This is a genomic window from Nonomuraea sp. NPDC000554 (assembly GCF_040300065.1).
GTDB lineage: Bacteria > Actinomycetota > Actinomycetes > Streptosporangiales > Streptosporangiaceae > Nonomuraea.
Map to the genome: position 1 here is coordinate 79342 of NZ_JBEPDC010000010.1, position 20005 is coordinate 99346.

The following is a 20005-nucleotide window of genomic DNA, read 5'->3' on the forward strand; positions in this document are numbered from 1 at the left end:
AGGCCCGATTCTCCCCACTAGAAGGACAAGCACGCGTACGAATCGTCACGAATCGCCAAGATCCGGAATCTCGTCCAGATGTAAAACTGTCTGCCACATTCCGCGCGGGGGACGTAGTCTCGTTCCCGTGCATCAGCCCAGTATTCTCCGCGAGCTGCGAGAGAGCGGCCACGTATATCGCACCGTCAAGGCAGAGGTCCGTGAGAACCTGCTGGCCAAGCTACGAGCGGGTGAGCCTCGTTTTCCCGGCATCGTGGGGTTCGACGACTCCGTCCTCCCCCACCTGGAACGGGCGCTGCTGGCCGGGCACGACCTGGTCCTCCTCGGCGAACGCGGCCAGGGCAAGACCCGGCTCATCCGTACCGTCACGTCCCTGCTCGACGAGTGGACCCCGGTCGTCGACGGCTGCGAGATCAACGACCACCCGTACGCGCCCGCCTGCACGCGCTGCAAGGCGCTGGCGCGGGAGCTGGGTGACGAGCTGCCCGTGTCCTGGAAGCACCGCGACGAGCGCTACGGCGAGAAGCTCGCCACGCCCGACACCTCGGTCGGCGACCTGATCGGCGACGTCGACCCGATAAAGATCGCGGAGGGGCGCACACTCGGCGACCCCGAGACCGTCCACTACGGGCTGGTCCCGCGCACCAACCGCGGCGTGTTCTCCGTCAACGAGCTGCCCGACCTGGCCGAACGCATCCAGGTGTCGCTGCTGAACGTCCTGGAGGAGCGCGACATCCAGGTGCGCGGCTACAACCTGCGCCTGCCGCTCGACATCCTGCTCATCGCCAGCGCCAACCCCGAGGACTACACCAACAGGGGACGGATCATCACCCCGCTGAAGGACCGCTTCGGCGCGGAGATCCGCACCCACTACCCGCTGACGATCGAGGACGAGCTCACGCTCATCCGCCAGGAGTCGACGCCCGACATCGGCGCCGACGTTCCCGAGCACCTGGTCGAGGTGATCGCCAGGTTCACCCGGCTGGTCCGCGAGTCCACGGCGGTCGACGCGCGTTCCGGCGTGTCGGCGCGCTTCTCGATCGCGGCGGCCGAGACCGCGTCGGCCTCGGCCGTGCGCAGGGCCGCCATCAGCGGCGAGGAGCGGGCCGTCACCCGCGTCTGCGACCTGCCCGGCGTCGTCCACAGTCTGCGCGGGAAGGTGGAGTTCGAGGTCAGCGAGGAGGGCAGGGAGACCGAGATCCTCGCCCACCTGCTGCGCAGGGCCACCGCCGAGACGTTCAGGACCCGCCTGGGCGGCCACGACCTGTCGGCGCTGACCGACAAGTTCGCCGAGGGCAACCAGGTGGAGTCGGGCGAGCTGGTGCCCGCCGCCGAGCTGCTGCGCCGGATCGGCACGGTCGACGGCCTCTCCAAGATCATGTCAAGGCTCGGCATGGGCGCGGGCGACGAGTCCCCAGGGCACGCCGCGGCGGCGCTCGAGTTCGCCATGGAGGGCCTGTACCTCATGCGCCGCCTGTCAAAGGAGGACATGGACGGGGTAAGCGTCTACCGGACGTGAACAAGTGGGCGGTCTCGCGCGTCAAAGTGACTATCTGATCACTTCATCGGGGGGAGACCGTCCATGCGCCTGCTCGTCTGCGCCACCGCCGTCCTGGCCCTTGGTGGCCTTGCCGTGCCCGCGCAAGCCGCCGCCACGAAGGTGGTGTTCGGCTACGCCTGGGCCGACGGCCGCACCGGGCTGCGCCTGACGCCCGCCACCGCCACCTACCGCAAGCCCCTGCACAAGCTCACGGCCGTCCGTGACGCCAAGGAGCTGCGGCTCGACTACGGTCAGGCGTCGTACCGCAGGGTGACCGTGGCCTGCGACCTGAAGGAGACCGAGGGCAAGGTCGCCATCGACCGCAACGGCCTCGGCACCACCCCCTGCAAGACGGGCGACCTGACCGAGACGCTGGCGGAGGGCCCCTCCGCCGTCCGCGTCGAGTACAGCGGCGGCAAGGCGGTGAAGGTCAGCGAGATCCTCTCGACCTGGCCCGACGCGGTCACCGCCCGCGGCACGATCCGGCGTGCCGGCGACTCGACGGTGCTGTTCACCACAGGCGGCCGGACCGTCAAGCTCGGCTACACCCACGCCGCGACCTTCAGCCGCACCACCGCCCGCTGCTCCGACAGCTGGCTGGCCGGCAAGCCGGTCAACGTCGACAAGCGCGGCCTCGGCAAGAAGGCGTGCTCGGCGGCGGACCTCGCCCAGGTGCTGAAGACCGCGGGACACCCCGTCCTGGCGCAGATCGAGTACGTGCCCGGCGTCGGCGAGATCAATCAGGTGTGGGAGGTATATGGCACCGCGTAACCGGGCAAGTCGGGTTAGCGTGGTTCTGTGATGGCCTACCGCTATGGCGAGTTCCACGACGGCCCCGACCCCCTCGCCCCGCCGTACGACGTGCGGGCGGCACTCGACGAGATGGGCGACGCGATCCTGTCCGGGTCCACCCCGGTCCACGCCCTGCGTGACCTGCTCAGGCGGGGGCTGCCCGGCGCCCAGGACCGTCAGGGCCTCGACGACATGCTCAGAGAGGTCCGGCGGCGGCGCAGGGAGCTGCGCGAGAGCGGCAGGCTCGACGGCCCGCTGGAGCGGGCCAGGGCGCTGCTCGACAAGGCCATCGGGCAGGAGAGGGCCGAACTGTTCCCCGACCCGTCCGACGACGCCAGGCTGCGTGAGAGCGAGCTCGACGCGCTGCCCGACGACACCGCGAGCGCCATCCAGGAGCTGAGCGCCTACGACTGGCGCTCGGCGGCGGCCAGGCAGACCTTCGAGGAGCTGCGCGACCTGCTGCGCCGCGAGGTGCTCGACACCCAGTTCAGAGGCATGCGCGAGGCCCTGGCCAACCCCGACCCGGCCGCGATGGAGCGGGTCCGCCAGATGATGTCCGACCTGAACGACATGCTGGACAAGGACGCCAGGGGTGAGCACACCCAGGCCGACTTCGACGCGTTCATGGGCAAGTACGGCGATCTCTTCCCCGAGAAGCCGCGCACGCTCGACGAGCTGGTCGACATCCTGGCCCGGCGCGCCGCCGCCACGCAGCGCATGCTCGCCTCGATGACCCCGCGCCAGCGCGAGGAACTCGGCAACCTGATCAACCAGACGCTCGAACAGGCGGGGCTGTCGGAGCAGATGCGGCGGCTCGGTGAGGCGCTCTACGCCCGCCGCCCCGACCTCGCCTGGGACACCCCGGAGAGGATGGCGGGCGACGAGCCCATGGGGATGGGCGACGCCGTCACCGCGCTGGAGGAGCTGGCCGACCTCACGCAGCTGGAGTCGGCGCTGCGCCAGGACTACCCGGGCGCCAGGATCGACGACATCGACGAGGCCGCGGTGCGCCGCGCGCTCGGCCGCTCGGCCGTCGACGACCTGGAAGCGCTCAGGCGCATCGAGCGCGAGCTGGAGGAGCAGGGCTACCTGCTGCGCCGCCGCGGCAAGCTGGAGCTCACCCCCAAGGCGGTGCGGCGGCTCGGCGAGACGGCCCTGCGCCGGGTGTTCTCCTCACTCGAAACGGGCCGGCGCGGCGACCACGACCAGCACGACGCGGGCGCCGCCGGAGAGCTGACCGGGTCGTCCCGGCCGTGGCGGTTCGGCGACGAGCAGCCGATCGACGTGGTCCGCACGCTGGTCAACGGCGTTCGCAACGGCGGGGTGCGCGCGGGCTCGACCGCGGTGCGGCTGTCGGTCGACGACTTCGAGGTGGCCGAGACCGAGCGGCGCACCGCCGCGGCTGTCTGCCTGCTGGTGGACCTGTCGTACTCGATGGCGCTGCGCGGCACCTGGGCCGCCGCCAAGCAGACGGCGCTCGCCCTGCAGGCGCTGGTCGCGTCCAAGTTCCCGCAGGACGCCGTGCAGATCATCGGCTTCTCGAACTACGCCCGGGTGCTCCAGCCCGACGAGCTGGCCGGCCTCGACTGGGACATGGTCCAGGGGACGAACCTGCACCACGCGTTGCTGATCGCCGGACGCCACCTCGACCGGCACCCCGACTTCGAGCCGGTGGTGCTCGTGGTCACCGACGGCGAGCCGACGGCCCACCTGATGCGCGACGGGCGCTCGGCGTTCGAATGGCCGCCGTCGCACGAGACGCTGGAGCTCACCCTGGCCGAGGTCGACAAGATGACCCGGCGCAGGGCGACCATCAACGTCTTCATGCTGGCCGCCGACGACCGGCTCAAGGAGTTCGTCGACGAGGTGGCCCGCAGGAACGGCGGGCGCGTCTTCAGCCCGAGCGCGGAACGGCTCGGCGAGTACGTGGTGAGCGACTTCCTGCGGCTGCGCCGCGCCCGCTAGAGGCTGGAGCGTCCGGCGTCGACGAGCCCGGTGTAGAAGGCGAGCGCGACGTCGAAGCCGTCGCGGCAGTTGCGGTGCGAGCGGTAGCAGGGGCGCCAGGCGGTGCTGGCGCCCACGCCCGCGCGGGCGTCGGCCAGCGCCGCGGGCACCCGCTCCGGCCTGGGCAGCAGCCCGTGGCCCAGGTAGCGGACCCCGGAGAGCTCGGTGTGCTCACCCCGGCCGCCGGAGACGAACCGGCCGAGCCGCCAGCCGCTCTCCTCGTCCCAGACGAGCGCGCTGCCGTCGGACAGGTGGACGGTCGCGTGACGCGGATCGCAGGGGCCCTCCCACCAGTCGCCGACCTCGGCTCCGAGCAGCTCGACGACGCGCTGCACATAGCAGGACGGCTGCTGCAGCCACTCGTCGGTGTACGGCTCGACATGCCTGATGGCCATGGACGGCACCCCCTTGTGCCCAAAAGGTAAGAAAAGTGGGACGGTGCCCAACCATACCCGCGCTGAACTTATTCCGTTGCACGCGCGTCTAGTCATTACGGACGATATTTAGGTCCGACACGGGGAAGGAGGGGGGCTCCATGATTGCCATGATTCTTCTGATCGTGCTGATGGTGGTCGCCGTCGCGGCCACCGAGCTGGTCATGCGCTGCTCCTCGAAGCGCAATGAGGGTGTCGAGACGCCGGGCGAGATCGTCGGAGACTAGTCTCAGCGGCATGTCGAAGCTGCTTCTCTGGCTGCACATCGCCTTCGCCATCTTCACCGTCGGCCCGCTCACGGCGGTGACGATGGCCGCGCCGCGCGCCATCCGCAACAAGAACGTGCCCGTGCTGCGTTTCGTCCAGCGCACCACCCGCATCTACGCCGTCGGCGCGCTGGGCGTACTGGTGTTCGGGGTGGCGCTCGGCGTGGTGCTCGGCGGCGGGCTGCTCGGCAAGTGGTACATGACGGCGTCGATGACGCTGTTCATCGTGGCCGCCGTGCTGATCGTCATCATCGACCGCGACCTGCGCAGCGCCGTCCGCACGCTCGACAACGAGAGCGCGGACGACGACGCGAAGGCGCAGCTCGGCCGGATCGCCGCCATCAGCGGCCTGCTGTCGGTGATCTGGCTGGTGATCCTCTTCCTGATGGTGGTGCCGAGCTAGCCGAGCGCCTGGGTCAGGTCGGCCAGCAGGTCGTCGATCGTCTCGATGCCGACCGACAGCCGCACCAGGTCGGCGGGCACCTCGAGCGGCGAGCCCGCCGCCGAGGCGTGCGTCATCCGGCCCGGGTGCTCGATCAGCGACTCGACGCCGCCCAGCGACTCGCCCAGGGTGAACAGCTTCGCCCTGTTGCAGACCGCGACGGCCTCTTCCTCGCCGCCCGTCACGCGGAACGACACCATGCCGCCGAACCGCTTCATCTGCTTGGCGGCCACCTCGTGCCCGGCGTGCTCGGCCAGGCCCGGGTAGAGCACCTGGGTCACGCGCGGGTGCGCGAGCAGCAGGTCGACGACCCTCTCCGCGTTGTCGCAGTGGCGGTCCATGCGGACGCCGAGGGTCTTGAGCCCGCGCAGCGTCAGCCAGGCGTCGAACGGGCCCGCCACCGCGCCCATCGCGTTCTGGTGATAGGCCAGCTCGTCGCCGAGGCCCTTGTCGGCCGCCACCAGCGCGCCGCCGACCACGTCCGAGTGGCCGCCGACGTACTTGGTCGTGGAGTGGACGACCACGTCGGCGCCGAGCGCCAGCGGCTGCTGCAGGTACGGCGAGGCGAAGGTGTTGTCGACCACCAGCAGCGCCCCGTTCTCGTGGGCGAGCTGGGCCAGGGCCGCGATGTCGGCGACGCCGAGCAGCGGGTTCGTCGGCGTCTCCACCCAGACGATCTTCGTCTTCTGGGTCATGGCCCCGGCGACGGCGTCGAGGTCGCCCAGCGACACCGGGTCGAAGCGCAGGTCCCAGCGGCTGTTCACCTTGGAGAACAGCCGGTAGGTCCCGCCGTAGGCGTCGTTCGGGATGATGACGTGGTCCTGCGGCTTGCACACCGTGCGCAGCACGGTGTCCTCGGCGGCCAGGCCGGACGCGAACGCCAGCCCGCGCGCCCCGCCCTCCACCGCCGCCAGCGCCTCTTCCAGCGCCGTTCTGGTCGGATTGGCCGACCGGCTGTACTCGTATCCGGAACGCAGGCCGCCCACGCCGTCCTGCTTGTAGGTGGACGTCGCGTAGATCGGGGGCACCACCGCACCGGTCAGCGGATCGGGCTCCTGACCTGCGTGGATCGCCAGGGTTTCAAAACCATTGGTCATAGCGCCCACGGTAACCGAAAGCGGCCCGCGATCCGTTCCCCAACGGATCGCGGGCCCTCAACCGGGCGCACGTTCCCCAACGGCGCCCATCGGCTCGCACGGCCATGCCCCTGGTGCGCGAGCCCGTCTGGATCAGGCTGCCCTAGGCTCGTGCCGCTCCTCGCGGCGGGCCAGCCTCACAACGTCGGCGCCGTGGATGTGGCGGCCGCTCTCGCCCTGCGCGTGCTCTCCGTTGATACGCGAGAGCATCACGGGGTCGGCCACCGCCAGCAGCACCCCGACGACCAGTCCGACGGCCAGCAACGTGAACCCGATGACAATCATGACGTTTCCGCCCCCTTCCGATGACTCAAGCATCGGCCAGGACCCCCTGCCGCCGCCTCCGCTGAACGACCGGTCCTGCTACGGCCGTACTCGGCCGAACGGTTGATACTGGCTGTCCGACTTCCGGCTTAGGCTCCATCAGGTGGGGGAGTCCAAGCGCATCATCTACTGGATCAGGCGGCTCAGCGAGATCGCCATGCTCGGCTGGCTGAGCATGCTGCTGCTGACGGACGTGGCCGTCGCCATCGGCAACGGCGGCCTCCAGTGGCTCGTCCCCGTCAGCGGGGTCGCCGGGGTCACGGCCGTCATCCTGCGGCGGCAGCACCGCGTCGAGGGCTTCAGCATCATGCTGGCACTGTCGTTCGGCGTCTCCGTCCTCATCAGCGGCATCGGCTTCGACGGCGCGCCCGGCGCGGCCGAGACCGGCTCGCTGCTCGTCCTGACCATCGGCGTGCTGCGGCACGTCGAGCCGGTCAGGCGGGCCGCGGGGCTCGCCGTCGTCTCGCTGGTCGTCCTCATGACGGAAGCCATCGGGCGCGATTACCACCACTCGGCCCTCGCCTTCTCGTTCCTGCTGCTCTTCGCCTGGTCGACGGCCGCGGGCGTCGGCGGCTACCTCCGCTTCCAGCAGGAGCGGCGGGCGGAGGCCGTCCACTCGGTGCGGCGGGCCGAGCGCCTCGAACTGGCCAGGGAGCTGCACGACCTGGTGGCCCACCACATCACCGGCATCGTCGTCCAGGCCCAGGCCGCCCGCACCGTCGCCGAGACCAAACCCGAAGCCGTCCTGCCCGCCCTGGACGCGATCGCCACCTCGGGCACCGACGCGCTCACCTCGATGCGGCGGCTGGTCGGCATCCTGCGGGCCCAGGACGGAGCCGACAGGACACCCGGCGTCTCCCTGGCGGACCTGCGCATCCTGGCGGACCGGTTCTCCGCCAACGGGCAGCGCGTCGCGTTCGAGATCGGGCCGGGGTTCCACGACCACACGCTGCCGCCGGAGGTGATGACCACCGTCCACCGGGTGCTCCAGGAGGCGCTCACCAACGTCCGCAAGCACGCGCCCGGCGCCCCCTGGATCGAGGCCGACCTGCGGTGCGACGGCAGGCTGGCCCGGCTCCGCGTCCGCAACTTCGGCTCCGCCTCCGACCCGCGGGTCTCCCGCCTCGGCGGCGGCTTCGGCCTGGTGGGCATGGCCGAACGCGTCGAAGCCCTGGGCGGCCGCCTCTACGCGGGCCCGTCCACGGAGGGCGCCTGGGAAGTGGCCGCCGAGTTCCCCCTCCCCTGAGCCTCCTCGCGGCCGGCGGCGAAGCACCGCTCGAACGCGGGCCCGCCGAGCGTGTCGCGGAGGGCGGCCGCGATCCGGTCGACGTCCAGGCGCTCGGAGGCGGGTAGCGGCGCCCCTGAGGCCTCTCGCAGCGCCTCCGCCCTGCCGAGGAGGGTGGCGGCCTGGGCCGGGTCCCCTGACAGCCTCAGCGCGCCCGCCAGGCCCTCCAGAGACAGGGCGACCGCCCTCGGGTCGCCGTAGGCCCGTGCGGCCTCGTGGCCGGCGCGCTGCCTGGACAGCGCGGTCTCGGCGTCGCCGCGCTGCTCGGCGGCGAACCCCAGCTCGGCCAGCACGAACGCGATGCCCGGGGTCCCGCCGACCTGCCGCAGCCAGTCGAGCCACGGCAGCAGGTACTCCTCCGCCCGCTCGTACCTGCCCTGCCGCCTGGCGCTCAGTGCCAGGCCGAGGACGGCGTGCTCCTCCGCGGACTTGTACGACTGCTCGACCGCCCGCCGCCTGGCCCGCTCGTGGTAGTCGTCGGCCCGCTCGTACTCGCCCGCCAGCAGCGCGATGCGTCCCAGCGCCGACAGCTTGAACGCGACCTCCAGGCCGAGCTCCTCCGCCAGGCGCAACGCCTCCTCCCGCAGCCGCTTCGCCTCCGCGTAGTCGCCGCGGATCTCGGCCAGCCTGTCGAGCGAGTCCATCGCCTCGACCTGGCCCCACCCGTCGCCCAGCTCGCGGAAGAGCGCCAGGCTCCGCTCGCCGTCGCGCCGCATCGCGTCCAGGTCGCCGCGGACGAGGGCGAGCTTGGCCCGCAGCCCGAGCGCCGCCGCGACGCCCCACCGGTCCCCCAGCTCCTCGTACGCCTCCAGCGCCCTGCCGACGGCCGCCTCATGCCCGTCGAGGTCGCCGTACGCCCAGTGCACGTGGCTCAGGAACCAGTCGGCCAGCGCCCGCCCAGGACGGTCCAGCTCGCTCTCGCGGACGGGCGGCGCGACCTCCCCGATGCTCAGCACCGTCCCCGCCAGCCACACCGACGCCCTGGCCGCCTCGCTGCCCCCCGCGCCCGGCAGGCCCATGTCCGCCTGGGCTTCCAGGGCGGCGGCCAGGGACCGGCGGGCCTCGCCCAGCCTGCCACGCAGGAACCAGTACCAGGCGAGCGCGTTGGCCAGGCGCAGCGGCCACGGGCCCGCCAGCGCGACGCGGAAGTTGGCGCCCTCCTGGTCCAGGCGGCGCAGCCAGTCCTGCTGGCGAGGGCCGCGCAGCTCGGCCCGTTCCGCCAGCGCCGTGTAGTAGGACGCGTGCCGCCGCATGATCAGGTCGCGCTCGCCCGCCTCGCGCAACCGCTCCACGCAGTACGCCGCCACGGACTCCAGCAGCCGGTACCGCGGCCCCGGCGTCACCAGGGACCGCTCGACCAGCCGGGCCAGGGCGCCGAGGACGTCCACGCCGGGTTCGGCGCAGACCTCCTCGGCCGCCTCCAGCGTGCAGCCGTCGGCGTGGGCGGCCAGCCTCCGCAGGACGATCCGCTCGTGGTCGCCCAGGAGCTCCCAGCTCCAGTCGATCATCGCGCGGAGGGTCCGGTGCCTGGCGGGCGCGTCCCGCATCCCGGAGTTCAGCAGCCGGAACCGGTCGTCCAGCCGGTCGGCCAGCTCCTGGACGCCCAGCGCCCGCGCCCGGGTGGCCGCCAGTTCCAGCGCCAGCGGGATGCCGTCCAGCCGCCTGCAGATGGTCGAGACGGCTTCTCCCGGCTCGACCCCGGCCCGTGCGGCGAACAGCCGCACGGCCGCCCGCTCCGGCAGCGGCGGCACCACCCGCACGTGCTCGCCCGTCACCCCGAGCGGCTCCTGCCCGGTGGCCAGCACCCGCAGCCCGGGAGCGGCCCTCAGCAGCCGAGACACCACCTCCGCCGCCTGCTCGACCAGGTGCTCGCAGTTGTCGACGACGAGCAGCATCCGCTTGCCCGCCACCGCCCCGGCGAGCCGTTCGGTCAGCGGGACGGAGGCGTCGTCCCGGATCCCGAGCACCGCGGCCACCGCCTCGGCCACATCGACCGCCCCGGCCAGCTCGACCAACCACACCCCGTCGACGAACCGGTCGCGCTCCCCAACCGGCACCACCCCTCCTGAGGGCCTGTCGGTGCCGAAGGAGCGCGTGGCGGGGGGCCGCCCGGCCGGAGCGAAGGCGGAGGGCCGCTCGGCGCGGCCGGGAACGACAGACCGCTGGGTGAGGGCGGGGGTCGCGAGGGTGCGGGCGGTTTCCAGGGCGAGGCTGGTCTTGCCGACGCCCCCCGGCCCCGTGAGCGTCACCAGGCGCGCGGCGGTCAGCAGGTCGCGGAGGTCCGTGACGTCGGCGCCCCTGCCGATCAGCGGCGCGAGCGCGGCCGGCAGGTTGGTGCGGGACGGCTGGGCGGCCAGCGCCGGGTCCTGCCGGAGGATCGCCTCGTGCAGCCGAGCCAGCTCGGGCGACGGGTCCAGGCCCAGCTCGGACGCCAGCCGGTCGCGCAGCTCGGCGAAGGCGGCCAGGGCCTCGCTCTGCCGTCCGGCCCGGTAGAGGGCCCGCATGTGCAGGCCGTGCAGCCGTTCGCGCAGCGGGTGGCGGGCGACCAGGGAGGACACGTCGACGTCCGCGCCGAGCGCGAGGAGGACCTCGGCCTGCTCTTCGAGTGCCGACAGGCGGGTCTCCTCCAGGTTCGCGATCTCGGGACGGGCCCAGTCCTGGTCGGCGAAGTCGGCGTACGCGGGGCCCCGCCACAGCGCGAGCGCCTCGTCGAGCTGGGCCGCGCGCTCGCGCAGGTCCGCGGACCTGCGGTTGACGAGCTGACGGAAGCGGTCGGCGTCGGAGTCGGCGACCTTGAGGCGGTAGCCGGAGGGCCCGTGGACGATCAGCGCGGGGTCGCCGAGAGCGCGCCGGAGCTGGGAGACGCGGGCCTGGAGGGTGCCGACGGGGTTGCGCGAGGGCCGGTCGCGCCACAGGTCGTCGATCAGCCGGTCCATGGAGACGGGGCCGCCGCCGCTGGCCAGCAGGTCGGCCAGGAGCGCGCGGACCTTCGGCTCGGCCACCTCGACCTGTCTGCCGTCGTCCGTCCACACCGCCAGCGGACCGAGCACCCCGAAACACACCACGCCTAGGACAACCCGTAGCCGGCCCGAAGGATTTCCGTAGCGTCCCGCGCCAGGCTGGCGGCCATGACTCAAGTGACAGTGATCGGCCTCGGCCCGATGGGGACGAAGATGGCCGAGACGTTCCTCGCGGCGGGCCACGAGGTGACGGTGTGGAACCGCACGGCGAGCAAGGCGGAGCCGCTGGTCGCCAAGGGCGCCAGGCTGGCCGGCTCGCCCGCGACGGGCGACCTGCTGGTCGTCAGCCAGATCAGCTACCAGGCGATGTACGACAGCCTCGGCGACGCCAGGCTGGACGGGAAGGTGCTGGTCAACCTCAGCTCCGACACCCCCGAGGAGCTGCGCGCGGCCGCCAGGTGGGTGGCCGAGCGGGGCGGCACGCTGGTGACGGCCGGGATCATGGTGCCGCCGCCCGGCATCGGCCTGCCGGGCGCGTACGCCTTCTACAGCGGCCCCAAGGACGTCCTCGACCGGCACGCGGACACGCTGAAGGCGCTGGGGGACATCAGCTACGTCGGCCCCGACCACGGCCTGGCGATGACGTACTACCAGTCGCAGCTGCTCATCTTCTGGTCCAGCCTGACCAGCTACATGCACGCCATGGCGCTCCTGCGCGCGTCAGGGGTGCCGCCGAAGGACTTCCTGCCCTTCGCCCAGGAGACCTTCACCGGGCTGGGCAGTGACGGCCCGATGGGCTTCGCCAAGATCCTCGCGGAGTGCTTCGAGGCGGGCGTCTACCCGGGTGAGCTGAACTCCCTGCACATGCAGGCGGTCGGGATGGGCCACGCCGTCCACGCGCTGGCGGACGCCGGGCTGGAGACCACGGTGCCGGACGCGCTGCGCAGGCTGTTCGAGCGCGCCGACGCCGAGGGACGCGGCCACGAGGGCCTCGGCACCGTGATCGAGTCGATCAGGAAGCCCTAGTGGTTCGCTAGGAAGGCCAGCAGGTCCTGTCGGGTGATGAGCCCGGCGGGCTTGCCGTCTTCCAGCACCACCGCGGCGTCGGCCTTCTCCAGCGCCTGGACCGCGCGCGACACCGGCTCGCCGCTGCCGATCATGGGCAGCGGCGACGACATGTGGTCGGAGATCGGGTCGTCGGAGGAGAGCTTGCCGTGGTACAGCGCCTCCAGCAGGTCGCGCTCCACGATCGAGCCGACCACCTCGGCCGCCATGACGGGCGGCTCCTCCTTCATGACCGGGAGCTGCGAGACCGAGTACTCGCGCATGGTCGCGATGGCGGTGCCGACCGACTCGTGCGGGTGGGCGTGCACGAACTCGGGCAGCCCCTCGCCCTTGCGGGCCAGCACGTCGCGCACCAGCCCCTCTTCTGACGTGGTGGTCAGGAAGCCGTAGTCGGCCATCCAGTCGTCGTTGAAGATCTTGGACAGGTAACCGCGGCCGCCGTCGGGCAGCAGCACGACCACCACGTCGTCGGGCCCGGCCTGGGCCGCCACCTGGAGCGCGGCGACCACGGCCATCCCGCACGAGCCGCCCACGAGCAGCCCCTCCTCGCGGGCCAGCCTCCGGGTCATGGTGAAGGAGTCCTTGTCGGACACCGCGATGATCTCGTCGCAGATCGTGGTGTCGTAGGTGGCGGGCCAGATGTCCTCGCCGACCCCTTCGACCAGGTACGGCCTGCCGGAGCCGCCCGAGTAGACCGAGCCCTCGGGGTCGGCCCCGATGATCTTCACCCGGCCGCCGGAGACCTCCTTGAGGTAGCGCCCGGTGCCGCTGATCGTGCCGCCGGTGCCGATGCCGGCCACGAAGTGGGTGATCCGGCCCTCGGTCTGCTCCCACAGCTCGGGGCCGGTCGAGTGGTAGTGCGAGTCGGGGTTGTTGACGTTGGAGTACTGGTCGGGCTTCCAGGCGTTCGGGATCTCCCTGGCCAGCCTGTCGGAGACCGAATAGTACGACTCGGGGTGATCGGGCGCGACGGCGGTCGGGCAGACCACCACGTCGGCCCCGTACGCGCGCAGCACCGAGATCTTGTCCTGCGCCACCTTGTCGGGCACCACGAACACGCAGCGGTACCCCTTCTGCTGCGCCACGATGGCCAGACCCACGCCGGTGTTGCCGGACGTGGGCTCGACGATGACGCCGCCCGGCCGCAGCGCCCCCGACGCCTCGGCCGCTTCGATCATGCGGACGGCGATACGGTCCTTCACCGAGCCGCCCGGGTTGAAGTACTCGACCTTGGCGAGTACCTGGGCGGGCAGGCCCGCGGAGACCTTGTGCAACCGGACGAGCGGGGTGTTGCCCATGAGCTCGACCAGGGAATCGTAAACGCGCACCGAGGTGTTCCTTCTTTGCCGAAGCTTGGTCAGCTTGCCAGTGGCCAAGATCCCGTTGGGGTGGCAGGACCTCGGCTAGTTTTCAAGCAAACGCTACCGCCGAGTCAGGTTGAGGAGGCACGTAGGTGGTCTGGGCACCGGGGGTGGCGCGCGCCGCGCGCAAGATCGCGACGGCTGCGGCGCTCGGAGGAGGCGGCCTGACGGCTCTCGGAGCCACGGCGTACGGTTTACTGCTCGCGGAGGGCCTGCTCGCGAGGAAGGCGATCGGACGCCCGCACGGCCTGGACGGCCCGCCCTCCGACGGCATCTACGGCGATTACCCCGGAACCCCCCTCAAACTCGTCATGCTGGGCGATTCCACCTCTGTTGGGCTCGGCATGAAGGATCCCGCCAAGACCCCCGCCGTGCTGATCGCGAACGGGCTGGCCTCGGTCGCCGAGCGCCCGGTGATGCTCAGCGTGCTCGGCAAGTCGGGGGCCGCGTCCGCGGAGCTGGTGGAGCAGGTCGACAAGGCGCTGAAGCTGGAGCCCGACGTCGCCATCATCTTCGTGGGTGCCAACGACGTCATCACCCAGACCCCGCCCGCCGTCGCCGTCCGGCACCTGACCAAGGCGGTGCGCCGGCTGAGCGAGTCGGGGGCGGAGGTCGTCGTCGGCACCTGCCCCGATCTCGGGACGATCCGCCCGATCGGCCAGCCGCTGCGCTGGGTGACCAGGCGCTGGAGCCGCCAGCTCGCCGCCGCCCAGACCGTCGCAGTGGTGGACGCGGGCGGCCGTACGGTCGCGTTCGCGGACATTCTGGGCCCCGCATTCGCAACAAACCCGGGCGAAATGTTCGGACCGGATCGTTTCCACCCATCTGACCGAGGTTACGCACAGGCCGCTTACGCGGTGCTACCTTCTGTATGCGCTGCGTTGGGGTTGTGGCCCGAACCGCACCCTGCGCGTGGCGAAGGACTGCAACCGATCTACCTTGCGGCGGCTACGGCCGCGGAGGAGTCCGGCACCGAGGTCTCCGCGACCCGGGTCGCCGGGCGGGCGACCGGCCCCCATGGCAAGTGGGTGACGTTGTTCCGCCGGCGGAACGGGGAGATGCTCAACGACGCCTGACCCCGGTCACCCTCCGAGCCAGAGCCGTCACTCCTCGTCTCTTTGGAGTGGATTGCCCGTGCTCCGCCCTCTCGCGAAACCGGCCCTCGCACTCGCAGGAACCCTCGCCCTGACCGGGTGCTCCGGCAGCGACGCGGCCACAGCCGAATTCCCGACCTGGCAGAACACCGAGATCAACGCGGTCAGCCGCATGGTCGTGGCAGGCGGCGTCGTCACCACCACCTCCATGAAGGCCGACGGCACCCTCGAAACCGTCGCCCTCGACCTCGGCGACGGCCGCACGCTCTGGGCCCACCCCGCCACGATGGCGGGCAGGCTGTCCGGCATGGGCGTCTCCGCCCCCGCCGTCGTCGAGACCGGCAAGGGCGAGGCCGTCGTGGTCGCGCTCGATCCGTCCAAGAAGGACCACTGGAACGCCACCCTGGTCGCCCGCGACGCGCGCACCGGCCGGCAGAGGTGGACCAGGCCGATCCACTCGACGTTCGGCCCGCAGCGCTGCGGCCCGTACATCTGCCTGCCGGAGCACACCGCGCTGGCCAAGGCCCGTGTGGTGGTGCTCGACCCGAAGACCGGCAAGCTGCTCTGGAAGCTGCCCGGCATCGCCGAGGTCGAGTGGTCCGACGCCGAACGGGTCCTGCTGCTGCGCCTCGCGTCCCACCCGATGATCGAGTCGTACGACCTCAGGTCCGGCAAGCTCCAGTGGCAGCAGCCCATCGAGCAGGCCCTCGGCCCCGGCATCGACCTGTCGGGCGGCTGGGCCTTCGGCGCCACCGGCGGCAACCTCATCGGTTACGTGGCGCCCTATACCAACCCGCAGACGAAGAAGGTCTCCACCTTCGGCCTGTTCTCGCTCAAGATCGCCGACGGCACGATCAACTGGCTGCGCCCCTCCGTGGTCCGCGTCTACCCCAGCGGCAACCCCGGCTTCGCGCCCGTCGTCCGCCCGGTCGACCAGCAGGGGGCCTACGGCGGCTTCGCCAGGCTCGACTCCGCGACCGGCCGGGTGATCGGCCAGATCACCTCGACCCAGGTTCCCGGCTCCGGCTGGTGGCTGGCCTTCCCCGAGCGCATGGACAAGCTGGGCTTCCTCAAGCACGACACCAAGGGCACCGCCTTCGACCTGGCCACCGGCCAGTCCGTCCCGGCCGACGAGGAGCAGGGCTGGTCGTTCTGCGTCACCGACCCGAAGCCGCTCCCCCTGCGCGGGCAGGCCGCCGGCTTCTACTCGGTGGCCGCGCTCTGCGAGTACGACCTCGCCACCGGCAAGCGGGTGCCCACCTCCTCGGCTCCGCCGTCGTGGTTCACGGGCAGCCAGAACGGCTGGCGGGTGTGGCGCGACGAGAAGGGCGCGGTGCACGCCACCGACGACGGCACCGCCACCGCTCCGGGCATGTACGGCTGACCGCTCGCCGGCCTCCCGACGGCACTGAAATATAGTTCTGGTGAGTGCTGACAAAGGAGGGGCCGCCATGCCCGAGGCAGTCATCGTCGCGACCGCGCGTTCGCCCATCGGACGCGCCTTCAAGGGTTCGCTCAAGGACATCCGCCCGGACGACCTGACCGTGCAGATGATCCAGGCCGCGCTGGGCAAGGTGCCCCAGCTCGACCCCGCCACGATCGACGACATCATGCTCGGGTGCGGCCTGCCCGGTGGCGAGCAGGGCTTCAACATGGCCCGCGTGGTCTCCGTGATGCTGGGCCTCGACAACGTGCCCGGCACCACCATCACCCGCTACTGCTCGTCGTCCCTGCAGACCACCCGGATGGCGTTCCACGCGATCAAGGCGGGCGAGGGCGACGTGTTCGTCTCGGCCGGGGTCGAGACGGTCTCACGGTTCGTGAAGGGCAGCTCCGACTCCCTGCCCGACACCCAGAACCCGATCTTCTCCGAGGCCACGGCCCGCACCGCGGCCTTCGCCGAGGGCGGCCACACCTGGCACGACCCGCGCGCCGACGGCGTCGTCCCCGACATCTACATCGCGATGGGCCAGACCGCCGAGAACGTCGCCCAGTTCAAGGGCGTCACCCGCCAGGAGCAGGACGAGTTCGGCGTGCGCTCACAGAACCTGGCCGAGAAGGCGCTCGCCGACGGCTTCTGGCAGAAGGACATCACCCCCGCCACGCTGCCCGACGGCACCGTGGTCAGCAAGGACGACGGCCCCCGCGCGGGCACCACGTACGAGGCCGTCGCGGCGCTCAATCCGGTCTTCCGCCCTGACGGCACGGTCACGGCCGGCAACTGCTGCCCGCTGAACGACGGCGCGGCGGCGGTGGTCGTGATGAGCGACGTCCGCGCCGCCGAACTGGGCATCACTCCGCTCGCCCGCATCGTCTCGACGGGCGTCACGGGGCTGTCGCCCGAGATCATGGGGCTCGGGCCGGTGGAGGCGTCCAGGCAGGCGCTGGCGCGGGCCGGGATGGCGATCGAGGACGTCGACCTGGTGGAGATCAACGAGGCGTTCGCCGCCCAGGTCATCCCCTCCTACCGCGACCTCGGCATCGACCTCGACCGGCTGAACGTCAACGGCGGCGCGATCGCGGTCGGCCACCCGTTCGGCATGACGGGGGCCCGCATCACGTCCACGCTGATCAACAGCCTGCAGCACCACGACAAGAGCATCGGGCTGGAGACGATGTGCGTGGGCGGCGGCCAGGGCATGGCCATGATCCTCGAGCGCCTGAGCTGACAGAGGCCGGGCCCCGCGATCGGCGGGGCCCGGCCTCGGGTCCGTGGAGCATGACGCCGCGCCCGTACCGGAGGCACGGGCGCGGGGATGGATGGGCCTAGATGAAGCCCATGCGGTTACGACGGTGCCGCTCGTGCTCGTGCACGATCGCGGCGGCGTAGCCGTGCGACAGCCCGTGCTCGTCGGCGAGCCAGTTGGCGCGCTCGTCGCAACGCAGGAAGGACGGGCCGTTGTCGATGGCTAGGAACCACTCTGGGAGTTCGCGTCCCGTTATCGTTGGGACCCTTGCGATCAGCTTCGTCTGCGTCTCCGGTGAGTGGTTCAAGGACATGGGCACCTCCACGGATTAAGGTCCTTTGCTCGACACTGCAACACGGCTACGCGAATGGCAAGCCCCAAGCTGGGGCCAATTCGTTACCGGACGTAGATTTTCGGTTGCCCAAAGACAGAGAGCCCCGCCGGATCCGGCGAGGCTCTCGATCTTGTGTGCGAGGAGGTCAGTCGCTACTGGTGAAGTAGCTGACGAAGCGCAGCACCTCAAGGTAGATCCACACCAGGCTCAGGGTGAGCCCGAACGCGCACTGCCAGGCGAACTTCTCGGGGGCGCCCTGGCGGACGCCCTGCTCGATCGCGTCGAAGTCGAGCAGCAGGAAGAAGCAGCCGATGAGGATCATCGCGACGCTGAAGATCCAGCCGATCGGGGAGTCGGTGCGCAGGCCGAGGCCGCCGTCGACGAAGATGCCGACGATCAGGTTGACCAGCACCAGGCCGAGGGCCGCGAAACCGGCGGCGACCACGTACCTGACCAGCTTCGGCGTGACCCTGACGACCCGCAGCGCGTAGACGGCGAGGACCGCGCCGAAGGCCAGCGCGGTGCCGAGCACCGCTTGGAGCACGACTCCGTTGAAGACGTAGTCGAAGGTCCGGCTGACCACGCCGAGGAAGACGCCCTCGAAGGCCGCGTACGCGAGGATGAGCGCCGGGTTGGTGCTCTGCTTGAACGAGGCGACCAGTCCGAGCACCAGCGCGATCAGGGCCGCCCCGATGGCGAAGCTGCCGGGCACCTTCAGGTACCAGGAGACGGCCGCGGTCAGCACCAGCGTGCCGAGGGTGATGAAGCCACGGACGACGACGTCATCGATGGTCATCGCCCGGTAGGCGGGGCGGACCGGGGGTGCGTACGACGGGGAGTCGTACATGTTCTGCAGCTGGTCGGGCGTGGGTGCCGGAGGCGCCCAGCCCATGTCGGGCCGTGACCGGCTGAATACGGGGTTCTTGCTCTCCATCGATGCCTCCTGTGCGGCGAGCCTGTTGGACCGGCCGCCACCTAGGTCAACTCACGCCAGATCTGGGATTCGACAACGAACGGGCCGGGCCGGGAGTTCCCAAGGTCATCGAGGCCGTTCTCACTCCCCGTATTGGATGGCGGGCCGTACGTCACAGGAAGGGCCATAAAGAGGTTGCGGTCGTGCCCCCGGCGGGATTCGAACCCGCATCGCAACCCTTTTAAGGGGTTTGCCTCTGCCATTGGGCTACGGGGGCGCCGCAATCATACGAAACGGACCATGCTTCCGAGGAGCACAACTTCGCATCAGGAGTCACAACTGTGAGGTCTGCGGTGAAGTGATAGGGCTCCTGGCACTCTGTCCAGGAACAACACCCCGTCAAGATGGTCCAGTTGGTGCTGAATGCACCGGGCTTCGTACGCATCGGCCTCGATGGTGACGGCTTCTCCGGTTCCTGGCAATCGTCCAAGGAGCGTGATTCTCGTTGCACGCGGCACCTCGGCGGTGAGCCCGGCGACCGACGCGCACCCCTCGCGTCCGTCGTGCCAGCGTGCGGCCTGCGTGAGGCGAGGATTGACCACGACGAGCTCGCCGGCCCACGAGCGGGTCTGGGGGTGGCCGCCGGCGTCGAAGGCGATCAGCCGCCAGCTCAGGCCGATCTGGGGGGCGGCCAGGCCGGTGGTGCCCAGCTCGCCGCGCAGGGTGGCGAGCAGGTCCGCGGCGGCGGCCACCACCCTGGGGTCGGCGGGGTCCACCGATTCGGCCTGAGCCGACAGCACGGGGTGCGGAGCGTCCAGGACCTCCCTGGCGGTCCCCTTCACAGCAGATCCGGCTCGACGGGGCGGAAGGTGATGTCCGACTCCAGCCCGGAGCCGACCGCGGCCAGGCTGCGCATGAGCGCGGACACGTCCACGTCCTCGGGCAGCTCCACGTCGGCGATCAGGACGTAGAGCCGGCCGGTGAGCCGCGTGCTCATGCCCGTGATGTTCCCGCCGACCTCGGCGAGCACGGCGCTGATGGCGGAGATGATGCCGGGCCGGTCGGGGCCGTGCACGGTCAGCACGTAGCCGAGGCCGCTCGGCCGGAGGCCGAAGTGGCGGCTGGCCGCCACGGCGGAGGCGGTCACCACCAGGTCGCGGGCGCAGACCTTCTCGATCAGCTCGTCGGCGCTCAGATCGCCCGACACCAGCAGCATCATCGCGATGTGGCCGCCGAGCAGCGTCATCGTCGAGTCCTGGATGTTCGCCCCGCAGTCAGCGAGTGAGCCGGTGACTGCGGCGATCACGCCGGGCCTGTCCACGCCGAGCACGGTCACCGCTGATAGCCCCACCCGATCGACCCCTTTCT

General features: G+C 71.1%; 19 protein-coding genes and 1 tRNA gene. 10 read left to right on the forward strand and 10 right to left on the reverse strand.

Annotation, left to right across the window (positions count from 1 at the left end; all coding sequences use genetic code 11):
* Positions 1-127 precede the first annotated feature (127 nt).
* From ABT294_RS20245 to ABT294_RS20255, 3 genes are all read left to right on the forward strand, one after another.
* Positions 128-1519 carry a sigma 54-interacting transcriptional regulator gene (locus tag ABT294_RS20245; protein ID WP_350807558.1) on the forward strand — a complete coding sequence of 464 codons (1392 nt, stop codon included), beginning with the start codon at positions 128-130 and terminating at the stop codon, positions 1517-1519.
* A 63-nt stretch (positions 1520-1582) separates the two neighbouring features.
* Positions 1583-2311: a hypothetical protein gene (locus ABT294_RS20250; RefSeq protein ID WP_350807559.1), complete on the forward strand. Its 729-nt coding sequence runs from the start codon at positions 1583-1585 to the stop codon at positions 2309-2311.
* Between the two features lie 30 nt (positions 2312-2341).
* Entirely contained in the window at positions 2342-4297 is a 1956-nt protein-coding gene (locus ABT294_RS20255) for a vWA domain-containing protein (RefSeq protein WP_350807560.1), read from the forward strand.
* Here the strand turns inward: ABT294_RS20255 and ABT294_RS20260 are convergent.
* The gene (locus ABT294_RS20260; protein ID WP_350807561.1) at positions 4294-4731 is read right to left on the reverse strand and encodes a DUF6292 family protein; all 438 of its coding nucleotides are present in this window, start codon (positions 4729-4731) and stop codon (positions 4294-4296) included. The genes ABT294_RS20255 and ABT294_RS20260 overlap by 4 nt on opposite strands.
* A 140-nt stretch (positions 4732-4871) precedes the next feature.
* Here ABT294_RS20260 and ABT294_RS20265 point away from each other — a divergent pair, with 140 nt between their 5' ends.
* Both ABT294_RS20265 and ABT294_RS20270 read left to right on the forward strand, forming a co-directional pair.
* Positions 4872-4997, forward strand: coding sequence for a hypothetical protein (locus tag ABT294_RS20265; protein ID WP_350807562.1), 126 nt, complete (start codon positions 4872-4874; stop codon positions 4995-4997).
* A gap of 10 nt (positions 4998-5007) precedes the next feature.
* Positions 5008-5439, forward strand: coding sequence for a DUF2269 family protein (locus tag ABT294_RS20270; protein ID WP_350807564.1), 432 nt, complete (start codon positions 5008-5010; stop codon positions 5437-5439).
* Here the strand turns inward: ABT294_RS20270 and ABT294_RS20275 are convergent.
* Both ABT294_RS20275 and ABT294_RS20280 read right to left on the reverse strand, forming a co-directional pair.
* The gene (locus tag ABT294_RS20275; protein ID WP_350807565.1) at positions 5436-6575 is read right to left on the reverse strand and encodes a cystathionine gamma-synthase; all 1140 of its coding nucleotides are present in this window, start codon (positions 6573-6575) and stop codon (positions 5436-5438) included. The genes ABT294_RS20270 and ABT294_RS20275 overlap by 4 nt on opposite strands.
* A 132-nt stretch (positions 6576-6707) precedes the next feature.
* Positions 6708-6899, reverse strand: a complete 192-nt coding sequence (locus ABT294_RS20280) for a hypothetical protein (RefSeq protein ID WP_350807566.1) — start codon at positions 6897-6899, stop codon at positions 6708-6710.
* Between the two features lie 142 nt (positions 6900-7041).
* On the opposite strand from ABT294_RS20280, the gene ABT294_RS20285 reads away from it, so the two are divergent.
* Positions 7042-8184 (forward strand): sensor histidine kinase, encoded by a 1143-nt coding sequence (locus tag ABT294_RS20285; RefSeq protein ID WP_350807567.1) that lies wholly within the window; start codon positions 7042-7044, stop codon positions 8182-8184.
* Here ABT294_RS20285 and ABT294_RS20290 read toward each other — a convergent pair.
* The gene (locus ABT294_RS20290; RefSeq protein WP_350807568.1) at positions 8124-11273 is read right to left on the reverse strand and encodes an ATP-binding protein; all 3150 of its coding nucleotides are present in this window, start codon (positions 11271-11273) and stop codon (positions 8124-8126) included. The two genes, ABT294_RS20285 and ABT294_RS20290, sit on opposite strands and share 61 nt — an antisense overlap.
* Before the next feature lie 78 nt (positions 11274-11351).
* Here ABT294_RS20290 and ABT294_RS20295 point away from each other — a divergent pair, with 78 nt between their 5' ends.
* Positions 11352-12209 carry an NAD(P)-dependent oxidoreductase gene (locus tag ABT294_RS20295; protein ID WP_350807570.1) on the forward strand — a complete coding sequence of 286 codons (858 nt, stop codon included), beginning with the start codon at positions 11352-11354 and terminating at the stop codon, positions 12207-12209.
* Here ABT294_RS20295 and ABT294_RS20300 read toward each other — a convergent pair.
* The gene (locus tag ABT294_RS20300) at positions 12206-13576 is read right to left on the reverse strand and encodes a cystathionine beta-synthase (protein ID WP_350807571.1); all 1371 of its coding nucleotides are present in this window, start codon (positions 13574-13576) and stop codon (positions 12206-12208) included. The genes ABT294_RS20295 and ABT294_RS20300 overlap by 4 nt on opposite strands.
* 125 nt (positions 13577-13701) lie before the next feature.
* Here ABT294_RS20300 and ABT294_RS20305 point away from each other — a divergent pair, with 125 nt between their 5' ends.
* The 3 genes from ABT294_RS20305 (at position 13702) to ABT294_RS20315 (ending at position 17372) form a co-directional block, all read left to right on the forward strand.
* On the forward strand, positions 13702-14685 hold the full coding sequence (locus tag ABT294_RS20305) for an SGNH/GDSL hydrolase family protein (RefSeq protein ID WP_350807572.1): 984 nt from the start codon (positions 13702-13704) through the stop codon (positions 14683-14685).
* Between the two features lie 58 nt (positions 14686-14743).
* Positions 14744-16087 (forward strand): outer membrane protein assembly factor BamB family protein, encoded by a 1344-nt coding sequence (locus ABT294_RS20310; RefSeq protein WP_350807573.1) that lies wholly within the window; start codon positions 14744-14746, stop codon positions 16085-16087.
* Positions 16088-16154: 67 nt separating this feature from the next.
* Complete coding sequence (locus tag ABT294_RS20315) at positions 16155-17372, forward strand: acetyl-CoA C-acetyltransferase (RefSeq protein WP_350807574.1); 1218 nt, start codon at positions 16155-16157, stop codon at positions 17370-17372.
* Positions 17373-17469: 97 nt separating this feature from the next.
* Here the strand turns inward: ABT294_RS20315 and ABT294_RS20320 are convergent, their stop codons facing one another.
* From ABT294_RS20320 to ABT294_RS20340, 5 genes are all read right to left on the reverse strand, one after another.
* Positions 17470-17703 (reverse strand): DUF4287 domain-containing protein, encoded by a 234-nt coding sequence (locus ABT294_RS20320; RefSeq protein WP_350807575.1) that lies wholly within the window; start codon positions 17701-17703, stop codon positions 17470-17472.
* A 166-nt stretch (positions 17704-17869) separates the two neighbouring features.
* Entirely contained in the window at positions 17870-18658 is a 789-nt protein-coding gene (locus tag ABT294_RS20325) for a Bax inhibitor-1/YccA family protein (RefSeq protein WP_350807576.1), read from the reverse strand.
* Positions 18659-18841: 183 nt separating this feature from the next.
* A tRNA-Leu gene (locus ABT294_RS20330) sits at positions 18842-18914 on the reverse strand.
* Between the two features lie 49 nt (positions 18915-18963).
* Positions 18964-19479, reverse strand: coding sequence for a peptide deformylase (locus tag ABT294_RS20335; protein ID WP_350807577.1), 516 nt, complete (start codon positions 19477-19479; stop codon positions 18964-18966).
* Complete coding sequence (locus ABT294_RS20340; RefSeq protein WP_350807578.1) at positions 19476-19988, reverse strand: glycine cleavage system transcriptional repressor; 513 nt, start codon at positions 19986-19988, stop codon at positions 19476-19478. The genes ABT294_RS20335 and ABT294_RS20340 overlap by 4 nt, the downstream gene beginning before the upstream one ends.
* Positions 19989-20005: the final 17 nt, after the last annotated feature.